Here is an 18239-nt window from a genome sequence, read left to right as displayed (position 1 = left end):
TAGAAAATTTACGGATGAAATTAAAAATTAGGCTTTAATTGATGTTTCGCGTAGAAGTTATTTAAGTGTTCAATAGCTTCATCTGCAGTATCTACAACTCTAAATAATTTTAAATCCTTCTCACTAATATTACCTTCTTCTAAAAGCGTGTTCTTTATCCAGTCTAATAGACCTCCCCAGAATTTTGTACCTACTAAAACAATAGGAAAACGACCAATTTTATTTGTTTGAATTAAAGTAATTGCTTCAAAAAGTTCATCCATTGTACCAAAACCACCAGGCATAACAATAAAACCCTGAGAATATTTTACGAACATTACTTTTCTAACAAAAAAGTAATCGAAGTCTAAACTTTTCCCTTGATCAATCCACGGATTGTCATGTTGTTCAAAAGGCAATTCTATATTTAAACCTACAGAAGTTCCTTTTCCTCTGTGTGCTCCTTTATTACCAGCTTCCATAATTCCTGGTCCACCACCAGTAATTACACCATAACCGTTTTGAGTTAATTTAAAAGCAACTTCTTCTGCTAATTTATAATAAGGATGGTCTGGTTTTGTTCTCGCAGAACCAAAAATAGAAACACAAGGGCCTATTTTACTTAATTTTTCGTACCCATCTACAAACTCTGCCATTATTTTAAAAATAGCCCAAGAATCGTTTGTTTTAATCTCGTTCCAAGTTTTCGTTTGTAGTTTTTCTTTTATTTTTCTATCATCATTCGTCATAATCTATAATTTTAAAATTTCTTAATACTTTACTTTAAAAAAAGAAAAGCTTGCTAAAATAGTAATTTTTTCAAAAACTTAGCAGTATAACTTTTTTTATGTTTCGCAACTTCTTCTGGGGTTCCTGTAACTAATATTTTTCCACCTTTTTTTCCGCCTTCCATACCAACATCAATTACATAATCGGCCAATTTTACAACATCTAAATTGTGTTCTATAATAAGAACTGTATTTCCTTTGTCTGCTAATTTATTTAAAACGTCCATTAAAACTCGTATATCTTCAAAATGCAAACCAGTAGTAGGCTCATCTAAAATATAAAAAGTATTACCTGTATCTCTTTTAGATAATTCGGCAGCTAATTTAATTCTTTGTGCTTCACCACCAGAAAGAGTAGTCGATTGTTGCCCTAGCGTAATATAGCCTAAACCAACATCTTTAATAGTCTTTAATTTTCGATGTATTTTAGGAATCTTTATAAAGAAATCTGTAGCATCTTCAATGGTCATATTCAAAACATCAGAAATCGACTTTCCTTTATACCGAATCTCTAAGGTTTCTCTGTTGAAACGTTTTCCCTGGCAAGTTTCACACTCTACTTGCACATCTGGTAAAAAGTTCATTTCTATTACTCTAACGCCACCGCCTTGACAAGTTTCACAGCGTCCTCCTTTTACATTAAAAGAAAAACGTCCTGGTTTATAGCCGCGAATTGCAGCTTCTGCAGTTTTTGCAAACAAGCTTCTAATTTCATCAAACGTTTTGGTGTACGTTGCAGGGTTAGAGCGAGGTGTTCTTCCAATTGGCGATTGATCGATATCTATTACTTTATCTACATGTTCTAGGCCTTCAATTTTCTTGTAAGGCATCGGCTTTTTAACACCTCTATAAATGTGTGCGTTTAAAATAGGATATAAAGTTTCATTAATTAAAGTAGATTTTCCACTTCCAGAAACTCCTGTAACACAAATCATTTTTCCTAAAGGAAATTCTACGGTAACATTTTTTAAATTATTTCCGCTAGCACCAAAAAGTTTAATGGTTTTTCCATTTCCTTCACGCCTTTTTTCTGGGACTTCAATTTTTTTTCTGCCAGTAATGTAATCTGCAGTTAATGTATTTTGCTTTTTAAGTTCTGCAAAAGTTCCTGCAGAAACAATTTCTCCACCATGTTTTCCGGCACCCGGACCAATATCAAAAACAAAATCTGCTTTTTCAATCATGTCTTGGTCATGTTCTACAACCAAAACAGAATTACCAATATCTCTTAGTTTTACTAAAGAATCTATTAGTTTCTCATTGTCTCGTTGGTGCAACCCAATACTTGGTTCATCTAAAATATATAAAACACCTACTAGCTGAGAACCAATTTGTGTTGCCAAACGAATTCTTTGTGCTTCACCACCAGAAAGGGATTTAGAGGTTCTGTCTAATGTTAAATAATCTAAGCCAACATCTACTAAAAACTGTATTCTAGTGCGTATTTCTTTTAATATTTCTGAAGCAATGATTAGCTGTTTTTTTGATAAATCTTTCTCAACGTTTTTAAACCATTTTGCCAATTCAGTTACATCCATTTGTACCAAATCGCTGATGCTTTTATCTGTAATTTTAAAATGAAGTGCTTCTTTTTTTAATCTTTTTCCGTGGCAAGATGAGCAAGTAACTTCATCCATAAAACCTTTTGCCCAACGTTTTATAGTTGTGCTTTCTGCATTGTTGTATTGGCTATTAATAAAAGCAACAATTCCTTCGAAGTCTATTTTGTAATTTCTAGTAACACCAACAGTTTTCGATTCGATTTCAAAAGACTCATTTCCACCATGTAAAATGATTTCTAATGCTTCTTTTGGAATGTCTTTAATGGCATCTGTTAATTTGAATTTATAACGTTCTGCAATATTCTGAATTTGTTTAAAAATCCAACTGCTTTTTTGTTCACCTAAAGGAATAATTCCACCATTTTTAATAGAAATACTATCATCTGGAATTACTTTTTTTAAGTTAATTTCATTCGTAATTCCTAATCCGTTACAAGAATCACAAGCTCCTTTTGGTGAGTTGAAAGAAAACGTATTTGGCTCAGGGTTCGGATATGCAATACCTGTTGTTGGACACATTAATTCTCTACTAAAATATCTAGGATTGTTGTCATCAATAGCAATCACCATTAAAATATTATTTCCAGAATATAGTGCTGTTTTTATCGTTTCTTCTAAACGTTTTTCGACTGTTTTATTTACAGCCAATCGATCGATTACAACCTCAATATCATGGTTTTTGTAACGATCTAGTTTCATGCCTTTTTCAATCTCTTGAATCTTGCCATCCACTCGAACCCTTAAAAACCCTTGTTTAGAAATTTGTTCAAAAAGCTCTCTGTAATGTCCTTTTCTAGATTTAATTAAAGGTGCTAAAACGGCTATCTTCTTACCATCAAAATCCTTTAGAATCAAATCTTTAATTTGTTCATCAGAATAACTCACCATTTTTTGATCGGTGTTGTAAGAGTATGCGTCTGCAGCTCTTGCAAAAAGTAATCTTAAAAAATCGTAAATTTCTGTGATGGTTCCTACAGTAGAACGCGGACTTTTATTTGTTGTTTTTTGTTCAATGGAGATTACTGGAGAAAGCCCATCAATTTTATCTACATCTGGTCTTTCTAACCCTCCTAAAAACTGTCTTGCATAGGCCGAAAATGTTTCTATATAACGTCTTTGTCCTTCTGCATAAATGGTATCAAAAGCTAAGGAAGATTTTCCGCTTCCGCTTAAACCTGTTATTACAACTAGCTTTTCGCGAGGAATTTTAACATCAATGTTTTTTAAATTATGAGCTCTTGCCCCGTAAACTTCTATATATTCTTGGTCTTTCAAACGTGCCTATTTTATCGGAAAATGCAAAGTTAATCATTACTAATTTAATGTAAGTAGGTTTTTAAGAGCCTTTAATATTAGTTTTAAACTACCTTTCCTTTAAAAACGAAGCTTAGATTTTGTATAAAAAACAGATAAAATAGTATCTTGCAGTATATTTTAGTAAAAATGATAGATAATATACGCCATTTTTTTGAAAGAAATGGTTTTGGGGTTTTCTCTAGGTTTGCAGATAGGTTAGGAATGAGAGCAGTAAATGTGCGCTTATTCTTTATTTATGTAACTTTTTTTACCGTTGGCTTGTCATTTGGTTTGTATTTAACCATGGCTTTTTTATTAAAATTAAAAGATATGATTTACACCAAAAGAAGTTCGGTTTTCGATTTATAAAATATGATTATTATAAAATCGAAAATAGAGAAAATTGCTTTTTTGGTAATTTCCATTTTAGCTATTGGAATTATTGGTTACATGTGGCTTTCTAACTACAATTTTGTAGATGCGCTTTATATGACTGTAATTACAGTTACAACCGTTGGTTTTGGAGAGCTTCAGCCTTTTTCTCCAGAAGAAAAAGTATTTACAATATTTCTAATTCTAACAAGTATAACAATATTTGGGTACGCAGTTTCGGCGTTTTCAGAATACTTGGTAAGTGGTAAGTTATTTGAACATTTTAAACACAGAAAAGTGGAGAAACAAATAAGACATTTAAAAGGACATACCATTGTTTGTGGTTATGGTAGAAATGGTAAACAAGCAATTTTAAAACTTGGTAACTACAATAAAAAGTTTGTAGTAGTTGAACAAAAAAAAGAAATGACTGATGTTTTAGATACTCAGGGAATTTTAAATATTTATGGAGATGCAACATTAGATGAAACGTTGCAAAAAGCAGGAATTGAAAAGGCAGCATTCTTAATTACAGCTTTACCTTCAGATGCAGATAATCTTTTTGTGGTTTTAACAGCAAGTCAATTAAATAAAGATTGTGTTATAATAAGTAGAGCGGCAAATGAATCTTCTTATAAAAAATTAAAGTTTGCAGGCGCAAGCAATGTCATTATGCCAGATAAATTAGGGGGAGATCATATGGCGTCTTTAGTAACAACGCCAGATGTTATCGAATTTGTAGATCGATTAACAATAGAAGGTGAAACTACAGCAAATTTAGAGGAAGTATCGGTAAATGATTTACCTAAAAAATATATTAATAAAACTATCTTAGATTTAGATTTAAGAAGACAGACAGGTTGTACAGTCATTGGTTTTCGAAATCCAGATAAAGATTATATTATTAACCCAGAAGCAGATATAAAATTGGTTGCAGATTCTCAATTAATTATTTTAGGAAGACCGGAACAAATTATAAAGCTAAGAGAAATATTTTAGTATGAGCAAAATAATTATTACAGGAAGTAACGGTTTGTTAGGGCAGTCTTTATTAAACTTATTACTTCAAGAAAAAGAAAAGTATAAGGTTTATGGTTTTTCTAGAGGAATTAATAGAAGCGGAAGAGAAGATTTTGAGTACACTTCTATTGATGTTACGGATGAAGTTTTGTTGAAAGAAGAAATTTTAAAGATTAAACCAGACTTTATTGTAAATACAGCAGCAATGACAAATGTTGATGCTTGTGAGAATAATAAACAAGAATGTGACTCTTTAAATGTAGATGTTGTAAAAACACTGGTAACAATTTCCGAAGAGATTAATTCACACATAATTCATCTTTCTACAGATTTTATTTTTGATGGAGAAAAAGGCTATTATAAAGAAACAGATACACCAAACCCTTTAAGCTATTATGGCTTGTCAAAATTGAAATCTGAAACTATTTTAACAAGCTCGAAAATTGATTTTACAATTCTAAGAACAATTTTAGTTTTTGGTAAAGTTTTTGACAAGAGTAGAAGTAATATTGTTTTTTGGGTGAAGCAAATGCTAGAGCAAAATAAAGAGATTACAATTGTAGATGACCAATTTAGAATGCCAACGTATGTTGAAGATTTGGCGCTTTCTTGTAAAATTTCTATAGACAAAAAAGCAACAGGAACCTTTAATATCTCCTCTAATAAACTACTAAGTATTTATGAAATTGCAGTACAAATTGCAGAGGTTTTTCAGTTAGATAAAAGCCATATAAAACCAATTTCGACAGCAACTTTAAATCAAACTGCACCAAGACCAGCAAAAACTGGTTTCGACTTAACAAAAACGAATAAAGAGTTAGAATTTTATCCAAAATCATTTAAAGAAGATTTACTAAGGTTTAAAGAAACGTTACCTTAATATTACTTTAGAGTTATGTTTAAGGGTGTAAATTGGATATTTAACGCTAAAAATTTGCTAAAAGAGCCTTTTTACATCATCTTGCATTTTACTTAATAGCAACTAACTCAAAAATTTATTATGTATAAAAAAATTATTACAGTGCTTTTGTTAGCATTTCCAATGCTATCTTTTGCACAAGAATTAACAATAGATCAAGAAATAGAAGAGAAATTTAAGCCTTTTGCCGATGCTGTAAGTGAAGTCGTTTTTTATCCAATTTCTATTGCTGGTATAGACGTTCCAATTGTAGTTATTCTTCTGTTATCTGGGGCTTTCTTTTTCACATTATATTTCAAGTTTTCTAATATAACTTTATTAGGTGTTGCGATTAGAGCTACAAATGGTAAATATGACGCTATTGATCATCATTCAGTTGATGAAGCTGCAGGAGATCCTACACCAGGAGGAGATGTTTTTGAAAGCCCTCAAGCTGAAGGGGTTGTAGGAGAAGTTACGCATTTTCAAGCTTTAACTGCTGCACTATCAGCAACAGTAGGGTTAGGAAACATTGCAGGGGTTGCAGTTGCAATTGCAATTGGAGGTCCAGGAGCTACTGTATGGATGATTTTAGCTGGGTTTTTAGGGATGTCTACAAAATTAGTAGAAGCTACTTTAGGTGTTAAGTATAGAGAAGTTGGTGAGGATGGTAAGATATACGGAGGCCCAATGTATTACTTGAAAAAAGGATTAAAAGAAAAGAATTTAGCAGGACTAGGGAAAGTTTTAGCTGGTTTATATGCGGTCTTTGTAATTGGAGGTTCTTTTGGAGGGGGAAACATGTTCCAGGCAAACCAAGCTGCTGCACAATTTAAACAACTATTTGAAATTGAATCTGGGTTTATATTCGGAATTGTAATGGCTGTACTAGTTGGGATAGTAATTATTGGAGGAATTAAAAGAATTGGGCAAGTAACGGAAAAGATAGTACCATTTATGGCAATTATGTTTGTAGGTGCTTCTTTAATTATACTTGCCATGAATTTTTCAATAATCCCTGAAGCTATGGGACAGATATGGGATGGCGCCTTTAACGAAACCTCAATAGTAGGAGGTTTAATAGGAGTGATGATTGTTGGTTTTCAAAGAGCCGCTTTTTCAAATGAGGCAGGTGTTGGGTCAGCATCTATTGCACATGCAGCTGTTAAAACGAAGTTTCCAGCAAGTGAAGGAATTGTAGCTTCAATAGGGCCGTTTGTAGATACTGTAATCATTTGCTCAATGACTGCTTTGGTAATTGTAGTAACCAATTTAAAGAGTAATTTATTTACCTATGGTAATTTAGATTCAAAGAGTAATGTACTACTAAACGCAACGAACCAACCTATAAATGGTGTAGACCTAACGTCAGTTGCTTTTGATTCTGCAATTCCAAATTTTTCTATTTTACTAACCATAGCAGTAATTTTATTTGCTTTTTCATCAATGCTTTCTTGGTCTTATTATGGAATACAGGGTTGGACTTATTTATTTGGAAAAGGTAGAATAGCAGACATTACTTATAAAGTATTATTTTTAATTTTTGTTGTAATTGGAGCATCTTCTACTTTAGGTTCTGTAATCGAGTTTTCCGATGCTATGATATTCGCTATGGTGTTTCCTAATATTATAGGTTTACTCCTATTAGCTCCAAAGGTTAAAGTTGAACTGGCGCGCTATCTAAAAGCAATTGATCATAAAATAAAAAAGTAGATTTAATAAAAAATAATTTTCAAAAAACCTATTTTTAGCCAACTAAAAGGCAAAAAAAATAGGTTTTTTTTTGACGTAATTTGTAATTTTTAATTTTTTTTTATGATATTGCGCATTACTAATTTTAAATTAATCAAAATATATTATGAATAAAAAACTTCTTTCGTTGTTATTTTTAGCAATGCCCTTTTTTACATTTGCACAAGAAAAAGGTCTAGATAAGCAAATTGACGAAGCATTTGGAAATGCAACAGGTTGGTTTGTAGATATCATTTTTTATCAGATTCCTTTCTCAGATACAGTTAGTATTTATTGGGTTTTATTCCCTTTAATTTTAGGTGCATTGTACTTTACGTTTTATTTTAATTTTATAAACTTTAGGGGGTTTTTTACTTCAATAAATATTGTTAGAGGTAAGTATGATGAGTTAGAAAATAGGGTAGATCATAATGTCGTAATAGAAAAATCTAAATTTACAGATGAAGAAGATAATCCAGACACAATAAGAATAGAGGGGCATGATGGGGAAGTTACACATTTTCAGGCTCTAACAGCAGCTTTGTCTGCAACAGTAGGTTTGGGTAATATTGCAGGTGTTGCAATTGCTGTTTCAATTGGTGGTGCGGGTGCTACTTTCTGGATGATTGTTGCTGGTTTCTTAGGAATGGCATCAAAATTTGTAGAATGTACATTAGGAGTAAAGTATAGAGATATTGAATCTGACGGAACGGTTTATGGAGGTCCGATGTATTATCTTACAAAAGGGTTAAAAAATAAGAAACTAGGAAAAATATTAGCAGCATTATTTGCAATTTTTGTAATTGGAGGTTCTTTTGGTGGTGGAAACATGTTTCAAGTAAACCAAGCATTTCAGTTAGTAGAAAATATTACGACACCAGTAGGTGGAGTTTCTGTTTTACATGGTAAAGGATGGTTATTTGGTTTGATAATGGCTGTTTTAGTTGGTATTGTAATTATCGGTGGAATTAAAAAAATAGCAAAAGTAACTGATAAAATTGTTCCATTTATGGTAGCTATCTATGTAGCAGCTTCTTTATTTGTTATTTTTTCAAACTATGCTATGATTGGTGATGCATTCATGCAAATATTTAATGGTGCATTTAGCCCAGAAGGAGTAGCCGGTGGAGCAGTAGGAGTTTTAGTACAAGGATTTAGAAGGGCAGCTTTTTCAAATGAAGCAGGTATTGGTTCTGCATCTATTGCGCACTCTGCAGTAAAAACAAAATATGCAGCAAGTGAAGGTATGGTTGCTTTATTAGAACCATTTATAGATACAGTTGTGGTTTGTACAATGACCGCTTTGGTCTTAATTATTACTGGAAATGTTGCCGCAGAAAATGGGTCTTTAAATGAAGCTCAAGCTATCTTATTAACCTCAGGTGCATTTGAATCTGCAATTTCTTGGTTTCCTTACGTCTTAACTGTTGCTGTTGTTTTATTTGCCTTTAGTTCTATGATATCTTGGTCTTACTACGGTTTTCAAGGTTGGGCTTATTTATTTGGTAGATCTAAAAAAATGGAGTATGTATACAAAGTAATTTTCTGTGTATTTGTAGTCATTGGTGCAGCAGCAAGTTTAGGTTCTGTTATTGGCTTCTCAGATGCCATGGTTTTTGCAATGATGGTTCCGAACATGATTGGTCTTATATTGTTAGCGCCAAAAGTGAAAGAAGAATTAAAAAAATATATGAGTGCTATTAAGGCAGACAAAGCTTAAAACTTCTATATGAACATATTTAAACCCCATTTCTGGTACAATAAAAGCCAAAGAAATGGGGTTTTTCTTTTAGCAATAAGCATTACTATATTTCAAGTTGTTATAGTGTTTGTAAATTTCTCTCCTGAAGAAAATGTAAATTTAGAATCCCCAAGAAATTTAGCGTTTCACAAACAAATCGATTGTTTAAAAGTTCTAAGTATAAAAAATAAGAGGTCTAAAATTTACCCTTTCAATCCTAATTACATTACAGATTATAAAGGAGCGCAATTAGGTATGTCTTTAGATGAAATAGATAGACTTTTAATATTTAGAAAAGCAGGGAAGTTTGTCAATTCAAAAAAAGAATTTCAGAAAGTGACTACTATTTCAGATTCACTTTTAAACAAAATTTCTCCCTATTTTAAATTTCCAGATTGGATTACAAAAAGAAATCAGAACACCAATTCACCAACATCTATTAATAATAGCTTTTATTCTAAAAAACCAAAGCATAAATTATCAACTACAGATATTAATAAAGCAACTTTAGAAGATTTAAAGACAATATCTGGAATTGGAGAAAAACTTTCTGAAAGAATTATTAAGTATCGTTCTAAATTACAAGGTTTTTCCATTGAAAATCAACTGTATGAAGTTTGGGGTTTAGAGAAGGAAATAGCAGACAGAGTGGGCGCTATTTTTAAGATAACTAAATTGCCAAATATTCAAAAAAAGAATGTAAATACGGTTACTTTCAGAGAATTACTTAAAAACCCTTACATAGATTACGAATTATGTAAAATGATTTTTGAATATAGAGATGAAGTGGCTGAACTACAAGAAATTTCAGAATTAAAAAAGATCAGTGGTTTTCCTTTGAATTTGTATGATAGAATAGTCTTATATTTGGTCGCTGAATAAATAACTCAAATTCCGTACCAGATGAACAGTATGTACTTTACTGAAGAGCACGAGGCTTTTCGTGCTAGTTTCAAAGATTTTTTACAAAAAGAAGTAGTTCCTTATATAGATAAATGGGAAAAAACAGGAACCATTGAAAGATTTATTTGGAGTAAATTTGGCGAAATGGGTTATTTCGGACTTTGTACACCAGAAGAGTACGGAGGTTTAGATTTAGATTTATTTTACACGGTAATCTTTTTAGAAGAATTACAGAAAATAAATTCTGGCGGATTTGCGGCAGCAATGTGGGCGCACGAATTTCTAGCTATGACGCATTTAAATAAAGAAGGGACAGAGTTTATCAAACAAAAATACTTGGTGCCAAGTGTAGCAGGAGAAAAAATAGGGTGTCTTTGTATTACAGAACCTTTCGGGGGAAGTGATGTTGCAGGAATGCGTTCTACAGCAATAAAAGATGGAGATAAATACATTTTAAATGGCTCTAAAACGTTTATTACAAATGGGGTTTATTCAGATTATTTAATCGTTGCAGCAAAAACAGATCCTTCAGACAAGTATAAAGGAATCAGTATTTTTGTTGTAGACAGAGAGACTCCAGGAATCTCAGCAACCAAATTAGATAAATTAGGTTGGCGTGCTTCAGATACTGCAGAATTAGCTTTCGATAATGTAGAAATTCCATTAGAAAGTTTAATGGGAGAAGAAGGAAAAGGTTTTCCTTATATTATGCAGCACTTTGCCTTAGAGCGCTTAATTATGGGTGTTAATGCACACGCAAGAGCAGAATTTGCAGTAGAGTATGCTATAGGTTACATGCAAGAAAGAGTTGCTTTTGGTAAATCTTTAGACAAGTTTCAAGTTTTAAGACATAAAATTGCAGAAATGGCTAGTAAAGTAGATATGTGTAAAGAGTATAATTACTCAATCACGAAGAGGTTAGACCAAGGTTCTTATGTAGTTAAAGAAGCAAGTATGTCTAAGTTATTATCTACAAAAATGGCAGACGAAGTTATTTATGACGCACTTCAACTATTAGGCGGTTATGGTTATATGGAAGAGTATCCGATGGCGCGTTTATTAAGAGATAGTAGATTAGGACCAATTGGTGGTGGAACTTCAGAGATTTTAAAGGAAATTATTGCAAAAATGATAATTGATAATAAAGAATACAAGCCAGCAACGTAGTTTTAGGTTAGAAAAGTTTTAAAGTAGTAGCGTTTATTTATTTTTGAGAATTAAATATTTTTAGAGCGTTACCTAAAGGTCGTGCTTTCACTACTCGCTTTTTGTTTTTATCAAAACAAAAGAGCTTAAACAAACCGTTCAATCACTAACGCAAACCTATATCTGAAAAATAATTCAATTTAGGTAATTGTCATTTCAGAATTTGTAATTACATTTGCAGTCCAAAAAATAAACCAATAGTTTAGTTACTATTCAAAATATAAAGATACTATGAAGGGAGGTGCCAACTTATGTTAATTATACCAATTAAAGAAGGAGAGAATATCGATAGAGCTTTAAAGCGTTACAAGAGAAAATTCGATCGTACAAAAACGATGAAGAACTTGCGTGCTAGAAAGAACTTTACAAAACCTTCTGTAGCTAATAGAGCTCAGAGAATTAAAGCTTCTTACGTTCAGAGATTAAGAACACAAGAAGAAGTAGGTTAGAAATAACTTATTTTTTAGAGTATAAATCTCGTAACACAATTTTGTGTTACGAGATTTTTTTTGCATTTAATTTTAGTAACTTTGATACAAAGAAGACGAATTGTTAAAAGAGAACAGCTACATAACATCATTTTTAGAATATCTTTTTTTAGAGAAAAGTTATTCTAAACATACAATTACAGCGTATAAAACAGATTTAGTTGCTTTTAAAGATTTTTGTGAGGTTACATATGATCAAGAGAATTTAATTGAAGTAAATTATGCACAAGTAAGAAGTTGGGTTGTTAGCTTGGTTGACACTCATATTTCAAACAATAGCATCAATAGAAAAGTTAGTTCATTAAAATCGTTTTACAAATATCTTCAGAAGTCAGAACAGATAGAGAACAATCCGCTTTCTAAGCATAAAGCATTAAAAGTAGCTAAGAAAGTGCAAGTCCCTTTTACTTCTAGAGAAATTAATACTGTAATACAAAACATAGATGAAGAAGAAAATTTTGATGCTATTAGAAATAAGTTAATAGTAGAACTTTTGTATTCAACTGGCATCCGAAGAACAGAATTAATAAATATAAAAGAAGCGGAGGTAAATATTTCGGAAAAGACCATTAAAGTTTTAGGGAAAAGAAATAAGGAGCGCTTTGTACCAATACTTACTTCTGTATTAGAAACTTTAAATAAGTATGTAGAGTTAAAATCGAAAAATAGATTTAATTCAGAATTTCTTTTAATTACTTCAAAAGGAAATAAACTATATGAAACACTTGTGTACAGAATTATAAATTCTTACTTTAGTCAGGTCTCTTCAAAGGTAAAAAAGAGTCCTCATATTTTAAGGCACTCTTTTGCAACACACCTTTTAAATGAAGGAGCAGATTTAAATTCAGTTAAAGAGTTGCTAGGGCATTCTTCTTTAGCTTCCACACAAGTCTATACGCATAATAGTCTTGATGCAATAAAAAAAGTGTATAATCAGGCTCACCCTAGAAGCAATAAAAAAAACGACTAAATGAAAGTATTCACGCAATCAGTAAATTTTAACGCAGATAACGAATTAATTGAATTTGTAGAAACTAAAGTTTCGACATTAACAAAGTTCCATGATAAGATCGTAAATGCAGAGATTTTTTTAAAAGTTCAAAATACAAGTGATAAAGAAAATAAAATCACAGAAATAAAAATAAATATCCCTGGAAGTGAATTGATCGTAAAAAGAGAAACAAAAACCTTCGAAGAAGGCGTAAACGCTGCTGTTGATAATTTAAAAAGACAATTAAAGAGATCTAAAGAGAAGCAAAGAGATGCTCAAATTTCATAAAACAAGAAAAAAACAAAAAAATATTATAAATAAGTTTTGAAATACGAGAAAACTTTATATATTTGCAATCCGTTAGAAATAGCGGGTTGTTTTTTAACATCAAAAGCCGATGTAGCTCAGCTGGCTAGAGCAGCTGATTTGTAATCAGCAGGTCGTGGGTTCGAGTCCCTCCATCGGCTCAAAAAAAATAAGTTACGAAGGTAGCTTTAAGTTCATTAAAATAGTAAATTAAAGGGGAGATACTCAAGCGGCCAACGAGGACGGACTGTAACTCCGTTGACTACGTCTTCGCAGGTTCGAATCCTGCTCTCCCCACAATTTACATAACGCGAAAGTAGCTCAGTTGGTAGAGCGTCAGCCTTCCAAGCTGAATGTCGCCGGTTCGAACCCGGTCTTTCGCTCAAAATATCAACAAGCCGGTGTAGCTCAGTTGGTAGAGCGCATCCTTGGTAGGGATGAGGTCGTGGGTTCAAGTCCCATCGCTGGCTCATTTATGTATTATTACACATTAAATATATTTAAACTAAGAATTAAAATTAATAATCATGGCAAAAGCAAATTTTGACCGTTCGAAACCACACTTAAACATTGGTACAATCGGACACGTAGATCACGGTAAGACTACATTAACTGCGGCTATTACTAAAGTATTAGCTGATGCTGGTTTTTCTGAAGCAAGATCATTTGATCAGATTGATAATGCACCAGAAGAAAAAGAAAGAGGTATTACAATTAATACTTCACATGTAGAATATCAAACAGCAAATCGTCACTATGCTCACGTTGATTGTCCAGGTCACGCGGATTACGTGAAAAATATGGTAACAGGTGCTGCTCAAATGGATGGTGCTATATTAGTAGTTGCTGCTACAGATGGTCCAATGCCTCAAACTAGAGAGCATATTTTATTAGGTCGTCAGGTAGGTATTCCTCGTATGGTTGTTTTCTTGAATAAAGTTGACATGGTAGATGATGAGGAGTTACTTGAGTTAGTTGATATGGAAGTAAGAGAATTGTTGTCTTTCTATGATTATGATGGAGATAATGGTCCTGTTGTTTCAGGTTCTGCTTTAGGAGCGTTAAATGGTGAACAAAAATGGGTTGATACTGTGTTGGAATTGATGGCACAAGTTGATGTTTGGATTGAAGAGCCTTTAAGAGAAGTTGATAAAGATTTCTTAATGCCTGTTGAAGATGTGTTTTCAATTACCGGTCGTGGAACTGTTGCTACAGGTCGTATCGAAACTGGTATTGCAAATACAGGTGATGTTGTTGATATTATTGGTATGGGAGCTGTGAAAATGACTTCTACTGTTACTGGTATTGAAATGTTCCGTCAAATCTTAGATAGAGGTGAAGCAGGAGATAATGCAGGTATCTTGTTAAGAGGTATTGCTAAAGAAGATATAAAAAGAGGTATGGTAATCTGTAAGCCAGGTTCTGTAACACCACACGCTAAATTTAAAGCAGAAGTATATGTTTTAAAGAAAGAAGAAGGTGGTCGTCATACTCCATTTCATAACAACTATCGTCCACAGTTCTATGTTAGAACTACAGATGTAACAGGTACAATTAACTTGCCTGATGGTGTAGAAATGGTAATGCCAGGAGATAACTTAACAATTACTGTAGACTTAATTCAACCAATTGCATTAAATATTGGTTTACGTTTCGCAATCCGTGAGGGTGGTAGAACAGTTGGAGCTGGTCAGGTAACTGAATTATTAGATTAATATTATTATTAATTTATTAGTAAATAAATTTTAAGGGTGTTCCGTTTTTAACGGAACGCCTTTATCAATGAATAAGAAACGGGCGTAGTTCAGCGGTAGAGCACTGGTCTCCAAAACCAGCTGTCGGGAGTTCGAATCTCTCCGCCCGTGCAAAAACATACAAGTAGAATGAAGTTTATACAATATATTAAAGATTCTTTTGATGAGTTAAGTAATCATATGACTTGGATCTCAAAAGAAGATGCTCAAAAAACAACAGTAACTGTAGCTGTATTTACTATCTTGTTCGCATTAGCAGTAGCTGGTATAGACTATGTTTTTCAAACAGGTTTAGATAATTTTTTCTCAATGTTTAAATCTAACTAATAATGGCAGCTGATTCAGTAATGAAATGGTATGTAGTTAGAGCCATTGGTGGACAAGAAAATAAAGTTAAAGCTTATATAGAAACTGAAATATCACGTGTTGGTTTATCAGATTATGTAAGTCAAGTTATTGTACCTACAGAAAAAGTTATTCAGATAAGAAACGGAAAGAAGGTAAACAGAGAAAGAGTTTATTTTCCTGGTTATATTATGGTGGAAGCTAATCTTTCAGGAGAAGTACCTCACGTAATTAAAGGGATTACGGGAGTTATTGGCTTTTTAGGTGAAGTCAAAGGTGGTGAGCCTGTTCCTATGCGTAAATCGGAAGTGAATAGAATGTTAGGTAAGGTTGATGAACTTTCTGTTCAAGATGAAAATATTGCAATTCCTTTTAATATTGGGGAAACTGTAAAAGTTGTTGATGGTCCTTTTAATGGATTTGACGGAACAATAGAAAAAGTAAATGAAGAAAAGCGTAAACTTGAAGTAATGGTGAAGATATTCGGAAGAAAGACACCTTTAGAATTAAGTTATATGCAAGTAGAAAAGATATAATTGTTACACAAATATATATAGATATCGATTTGTTTTTAGCTTCCAAATTAAAACAAATCATTAAACATTTTTAAAATGGCAAAAGAAGTTAGTAAAGTAGTTAAGTTACAAGTAAGGGGAGGCGCAGCGAATCCATCGCCGCCGGTTGGACCCGCTTTAGGAGCTGCTGGTGTTAACATTATGGAGTTCTGTAAACAGTTTAATGCAAGAACGCAAGATAAACAAGGTAAAGTTTTGCCTGTTGCGATTACTGTTTATAAAGACAAATCGTTTGATTTTGTTGTAAAAACTCCTCCTGCAGCAGTTCAGTTACTAGAAGCGGCCAAAATTAAAAAAGGTTCTGGAGAACCAAACAGAAAGAAAGTAGCATCAGTTACTTGGGATCAAATTAAAGCGATTGCAGAAGATAAAATGGTAGATTTAAATGCCTTTGAAATTTCTTCAGCAATGCGTATGATTGCAGGTACAGCACGTTCTATGGGATTAACAGTAAAAGGTGATGCACCAGCATAAACTTTATAAAAAGTAGTAAAATGGCAAAATTAACAAAAAAGCAAAAAGAAGCTTACGCAAAGGTAGATAGCTCTAAATCTTATGATTTAGCAGCAGCTTCAGCGCTAGTCAAAGACATTACTAATGTAAAGTTTGATGCATCAGTAGATTTAGCAATACGTTTAGGAGTAGATCCTCGTAAAGCAAATCAAATGGTTCGTGGAGTTGTAACATTACCTCACGGAACTGGAAAAGATGTAAAAGTATTAGCATTAGTAACTCCAGATAAAGAAGCAGAAGCTACAGCAGCAGGTGCAGATTATGTTGGATTAGATGAATACCTTCAAAAGATTAAAGGAGGATGGACAGATGTAGATGTTATTATTACAATGCCGAGTGTAATGGGTAAGTTAGGACCATTAGGAAGAATTTTAGGTCCTAGAGGTTTAATGCCAAATCCAAAAACTGGTACTGTAACAATGGATGTTGCAAAAGCTGTACAAGATGTAAAAGCTGGTAAAATTGACTTTAAAGTTGACAAAACTGGTATCGTTCATGCTGCAATTGGTAAAGTATCTTTTGATGCTAAGAAAATTGAAGAAAATGCAAACGAGTTAATACAAACAATTATTAAATTGAAACCAACAACTGCAAAAGGAACGTATGTGAAAAGCGTTTTTATGTCTAGTACTATGAGTCCTAGTATTGAGGTTGAGGTGAAAGCTGTTTAATACGTTAAAACTTATAATCATGACTAGAGAAGAGAAATCACAAGTAATACAAGATTTAACAGCAGTATTAGCAGACACAAATACGTTATATTTAGCAGATATTTCTGGATTAAACGCACAAACGACCTCTAATTTACGTAGAGCTTGTTTTAAGGCTAATGTTCAGTTATCAGTTGTTAAGAATACATTACTTGCAAAAGCAATGGAAGCTTCAGATAAAGATTTTGGAGACTTACCAACAGTATTAAAAGGAAATACTTCAATGATGATTTCTGAGGCTGCGAATGCACCTGCGAAATTAATCAAAGAATTTAGAAAGAAATCTAAGAATAAGCCTTTATTAAAAGGTGCATTTGCAGAAGAATCTATCTATATCGGTGATGATCAATTAGATGCTTTAGTAGATATTAAATCTAGAGAAGAACTTATTGGAGAAATCATTGGATTATTACAGTCTCCTGCTAAGAATGTTATTTCAGCATTACAATCAGGTGGACAAATACTTTCAGGTATCGTTAAAACATTATCTGAGAAATAATTACGCGCACAAATAAACTATAATAAACAACATTTTAAAAACAATTACAATGGCAGAATTAAAAGATTTCGCAGAGCAATTAGTTAACTTAACAGTAAAAGAAGTTAATGAATTAGCTACTATATTAAAAGATGAGTATGGTATTGAGCCAGCAGCAGCAGCAGTAGCGGTAGCAGGACCAGCAGCAGGAGGAGAAGATGAAGCAGAAGAGCAAACTGAATTTGACGTAATTTTAACTGCAGCAGGTGGTTCTAAACTTGCAGTTGTAAAATTAGTTAAAGAATTAACTGGTTTAGGTTTGAAAGAAGCTAAAGGTATCGTTGATAGCGCACCAGCAGCAGTTAAAGAAGGTGTAACTAAGGATGAAGCAGCAGCGCTTAAAGCATCATTAGAAGAAGCTGGAGCTGAGGTAGAGCTTAAATAAGCTATTACTCCCAGCGTTAAGGCGTATTGGGAAAACAAATTTAGGTTTAGGTACTAGAAACTTTCGTTTCTAGACCTAAACCATTTTGTGTATATATTCGTTTTTTATTTTATTTCAGATTTTAATCAAAAAAATATT

Annotated in this window: 19 protein-coding genes and 5 tRNA genes; 22 read left to right on the top strand and 2 right to left on the bottom strand. The window is 32.7% G+C overall.

Going from position 1 to position 18239, the window contains the following annotated elements:
- Positions 1-20: 20 nt before the first annotated feature.
- Entirely contained in the window at positions 21-728 is a 708-nt protein-coding gene (locus CW731_RS06655) for a TIGR00730 family Rossman fold protein (RefSeq protein WP_100945980.1), read from the bottom strand.
- A gap of 53 nt (positions 729-781) precedes the next feature.
- Positions 782-3604, bottom strand: a complete 2823-nt coding sequence (gene uvrA / locus CW731_RS06650; protein ID WP_100945979.1) for an excinuclease ABC subunit UvrA — start codon at positions 3602-3604, stop codon at positions 782-784.
- 168 nt (positions 3605-3772) lie between these two features.
- On the opposite strand from uvrA, the gene CW731_RS06645 reads away from it, so the two are divergent.
- From CW731_RS06645 to rplL, 22 genes are all read left to right on the top strand, one after another.
- Positions 3773-3994, top strand: a complete 222-nt coding sequence (locus tag CW731_RS06645; protein WP_100947646.1) for a PspC family transcriptional regulator — start codon at positions 3773-3775, stop codon at positions 3992-3994.
- 3 nt (positions 3995-3997) lie between these two features.
- Positions 3998-4996, top strand: a complete 999-nt coding sequence (locus tag CW731_RS06640; RefSeq protein ID WP_100945978.1) for a TrkA family potassium uptake protein — start codon at positions 3998-4000, stop codon at positions 4994-4996.
- A 1-nt stretch (position 4997) separates the two neighbouring features.
- Positions 4998-5897, top strand: a complete 900-nt coding sequence (locus tag CW731_RS06635; RefSeq protein ID WP_100945977.1) for an SDR family oxidoreductase — start codon at positions 4998-5000, stop codon at positions 5895-5897.
- Positions 5898-6017: 120 nt separating this feature from the next.
- The gene (locus tag CW731_RS06630; RefSeq protein WP_100945976.1) at positions 6018-7628 is read left to right on the top strand and encodes a sodium:alanine symporter family protein; all 1611 of its coding nucleotides are present in this window, start codon (positions 6018-6020) and stop codon (positions 7626-7628) included.
- A gap of 145 nt (positions 7629-7773) precedes the next feature.
- Positions 7774-9366 carry a sodium:alanine symporter family protein gene (locus CW731_RS06625; protein WP_100945975.1) on the top strand — a complete coding sequence of 531 codons (1593 nt, stop codon included), beginning with the start codon at positions 7774-7776 and terminating at the stop codon, positions 9364-9366.
- Between the two features lie 9 nt (positions 9367-9375).
- Positions 9376-10269 carry a helix-hairpin-helix domain-containing protein gene (locus CW731_RS06620; RefSeq protein WP_100945974.1) on the top strand — a complete coding sequence of 298 codons (894 nt, stop codon included), beginning with the start codon at positions 9376-9378 and terminating at the stop codon, positions 10267-10269.
- A 21-nt stretch (positions 10270-10290) separates the two neighbouring features.
- A complete protein-coding gene (locus tag CW731_RS06615) occupies positions 10291-11457 on the top strand; it encodes an acyl-CoA dehydrogenase family protein (protein ID WP_100945973.1) in 1167 nt (388 codons plus the stop codon).
- 290 nt (positions 11458-11747) lie between these two features.
- The gene (rpsU, locus tag CW731_RS06610) at positions 11748-11945 is read left to right on the top strand and encodes a 30S ribosomal protein S21 (protein ID WP_036822200.1); all 198 of its coding nucleotides are present in this window, start codon (positions 11748-11750) and stop codon (positions 11943-11945) included.
- A 100-nt stretch (positions 11946-12045) separates the two neighbouring features.
- On the top strand, positions 12046-12954 hold the full coding sequence (locus tag CW731_RS06605; RefSeq protein WP_100945972.1) for a tyrosine-type recombinase/integrase: 909 nt from the start codon (positions 12046-12048) through the stop codon (positions 12952-12954).
- Positions 12955-13263, top strand: a complete 309-nt coding sequence (gene raiA, locus CW731_RS06600; protein WP_100945971.1) for a ribosome-associated translation inhibitor RaiA — start codon at positions 12955-12957, stop codon at positions 13261-13263. It begins immediately after the preceding gene.
- Positions 13264-13368: 105 nt separating this feature from the next.
- A tRNA-Thr gene (locus CW731_RS06595) sits at positions 13369-13442 on the top strand.
- A gap of 54 nt (positions 13443-13496) precedes the next feature.
- Positions 13497-13578: transfer RNA gene (locus CW731_RS06590), tRNA-Tyr, on the top strand.
- 13 nt (positions 13579-13591) lie between these two features.
- Positions 13592-13664 (top strand) — tRNA-Gly (locus CW731_RS06585).
- Positions 13665-13678: 14 nt separating this feature from the next.
- Positions 13679-13751: transfer RNA gene (locus CW731_RS06580), tRNA-Thr, on the top strand.
- A gap of 57 nt (positions 13752-13808) precedes the next feature.
- The gene (gene tuf / locus CW731_RS06575) at positions 13809-14996 is read left to right on the top strand and encodes an elongation factor Tu (RefSeq protein WP_100945970.1); all 1188 of its coding nucleotides are present in this window, start codon (positions 13809-13811) and stop codon (positions 14994-14996) included.
- A 78-nt stretch (positions 14997-15074) separates the two neighbouring features.
- A tRNA-Trp gene (locus CW731_RS06570) sits at positions 15075-15146 on the top strand.
- A gap of 18 nt (positions 15147-15164) precedes the next feature.
- On the top strand, positions 15165-15362 hold the full coding sequence (secE, locus tag CW731_RS06565) for a preprotein translocase subunit SecE (RefSeq protein WP_100945969.1): 198 nt from the start codon (positions 15165-15167) through the stop codon (positions 15360-15362).
- Between the two features lie 2 nt (positions 15363-15364).
- Positions 15365-15916, top strand: a complete 552-nt coding sequence (gene nusG / locus CW731_RS06560; RefSeq protein ID WP_100945968.1) for a transcription termination/antitermination protein NusG — start codon at positions 15365-15367, stop codon at positions 15914-15916.
- A gap of 75 nt (positions 15917-15991) precedes the next feature.
- Entirely contained in the window at positions 15992-16429 is a 438-nt protein-coding gene (rplK, locus tag CW731_RS06555) for a 50S ribosomal protein L11 (RefSeq protein ID WP_100945967.1), read from the top strand.
- Between the two features lie 20 nt (positions 16430-16449).
- Positions 16450-17139 (top strand): 50S ribosomal protein L1, encoded by a 690-nt coding sequence (gene rplA / locus CW731_RS06550; RefSeq protein WP_100945966.1) that lies wholly within the window; start codon positions 16450-16452, stop codon positions 17137-17139.
- A gap of 19 nt (positions 17140-17158) precedes the next feature.
- Complete coding sequence (gene rplJ, locus CW731_RS06545; RefSeq protein WP_100945965.1) at positions 17159-17677, top strand: 50S ribosomal protein L10; 519 nt, start codon at positions 17159-17161, stop codon at positions 17675-17677.
- A 49-nt stretch (positions 17678-17726) separates the two neighbouring features.
- Entirely contained in the window at positions 17727-18101 is a 375-nt protein-coding gene (gene rplL / locus CW731_RS06540; RefSeq protein ID WP_100945964.1) for a 50S ribosomal protein L7/L12, read from the top strand.
- The last annotated feature ends 138 nt before the right edge of the window (positions 18102-18239 follow it).

It is taken from the genome of Polaribacter sp. ALD11 (assembly GCF_002831685.1).
GTDB lineage: Bacteria > Bacteroidota > Bacteroidia > Flavobacteriales > Flavobacteriaceae > Polaribacter.
Note: the sequence above shows the minus strand (reverse complement) of the source record. Positions and strands in the feature narration are given on the sequence as shown.

Coding starts and splice junctions, on each gene's coding strand:
- CW731_RS06615 (WP_100945973.1), top strand. CDS start 10,291: ATGAACAGTATGTACTTTACTGAAGAGCACGAGGCTTTTCGTGCTAGT.
- tuf (WP_100945970.1), top strand. CDS start 13,809: ATGGCAAAAGCAAATTTTGACCGTTCGAAACCACACTTAAACATTGGT.
- nusG (WP_100945968.1), top strand. CDS start 15,365: ATGGCAGCTGATTCAGTAATGAAATGGTATGTAGTTAGAGCCATTGGT.
- CW731_RS06625 (WP_100945975.1), top strand. CDS start 7,774: ATGAATAAAAAACTTCTTTCGTTGTTATTTTTAGCAATGCCCTTTTTT.
- rplJ (WP_100945965.1), top strand. CDS start 17,159: ATGACTAGAGAAGAGAAATCACAAGTAATACAAGATTTAACAGCAGTA.
- CW731_RS06640 (WP_100945978.1), top strand. CDS start 3,998: ATGATTATTATAAAATCGAAAATAGAGAAAATTGCTTTTTTGGTAATT.
- rplK (WP_100945967.1), top strand. CDS start 15,992: ATGGCAAAAGAAGTTAGTAAAGTAGTTAAGTTACAAGTAAGGGGAGGC.
- CW731_RS06620 (WP_100945974.1), top strand. CDS start 9,376: ATGAACATATTTAAACCCCATTTCTGGTACAATAAAAGCCAAAGAAAT.
- rplA (WP_100945966.1), top strand. CDS start 16,450: ATGGCAAAATTAACAAAAAAGCAAAAAGAAGCTTACGCAAAGGTAGAT.
- CW731_RS06655 (WP_100945980.1), bottom strand. CDS start 728: ATGACGAATGATGATAGAAAAATAAAAGAAAAACTACAAACGAAAACT.
- raiA (WP_100945971.1), top strand. CDS start 12,955: ATGAAAGTATTCACGCAATCAGTAAATTTTAACGCAGATAACGAATTA.
- rpsU (WP_036822200.1), top strand. CDS start 11,748: ATGTTAATTATACCAATTAAAGAAGGAGAGAATATCGATAGAGCTTTA.
- CW731_RS06645 (WP_100947646.1), top strand. CDS start 3,773: ATGATAGATAATATACGCCATTTTTTTGAAAGAAATGGTTTTGGGGTT.
- CW731_RS06630 (WP_100945976.1), top strand. CDS start 6,018: ATGTATAAAAAAATTATTACAGTGCTTTTGTTAGCATTTCCAATGCTA.
- secE (WP_100945969.1), top strand. CDS start 15,165: ATGAAGTTTATACAATATATTAAAGATTCTTTTGATGAGTTAAGTAAT.
- CW731_RS06635 (WP_100945977.1), top strand. CDS start 4,998: ATGAGCAAAATAATTATTACAGGAAGTAACGGTTTGTTAGGGCAGTCT.
- rplL (WP_100945964.1), top strand. CDS start 17,727: ATGGCAGAATTAAAAGATTTCGCAGAGCAATTAGTTAACTTAACAGTA.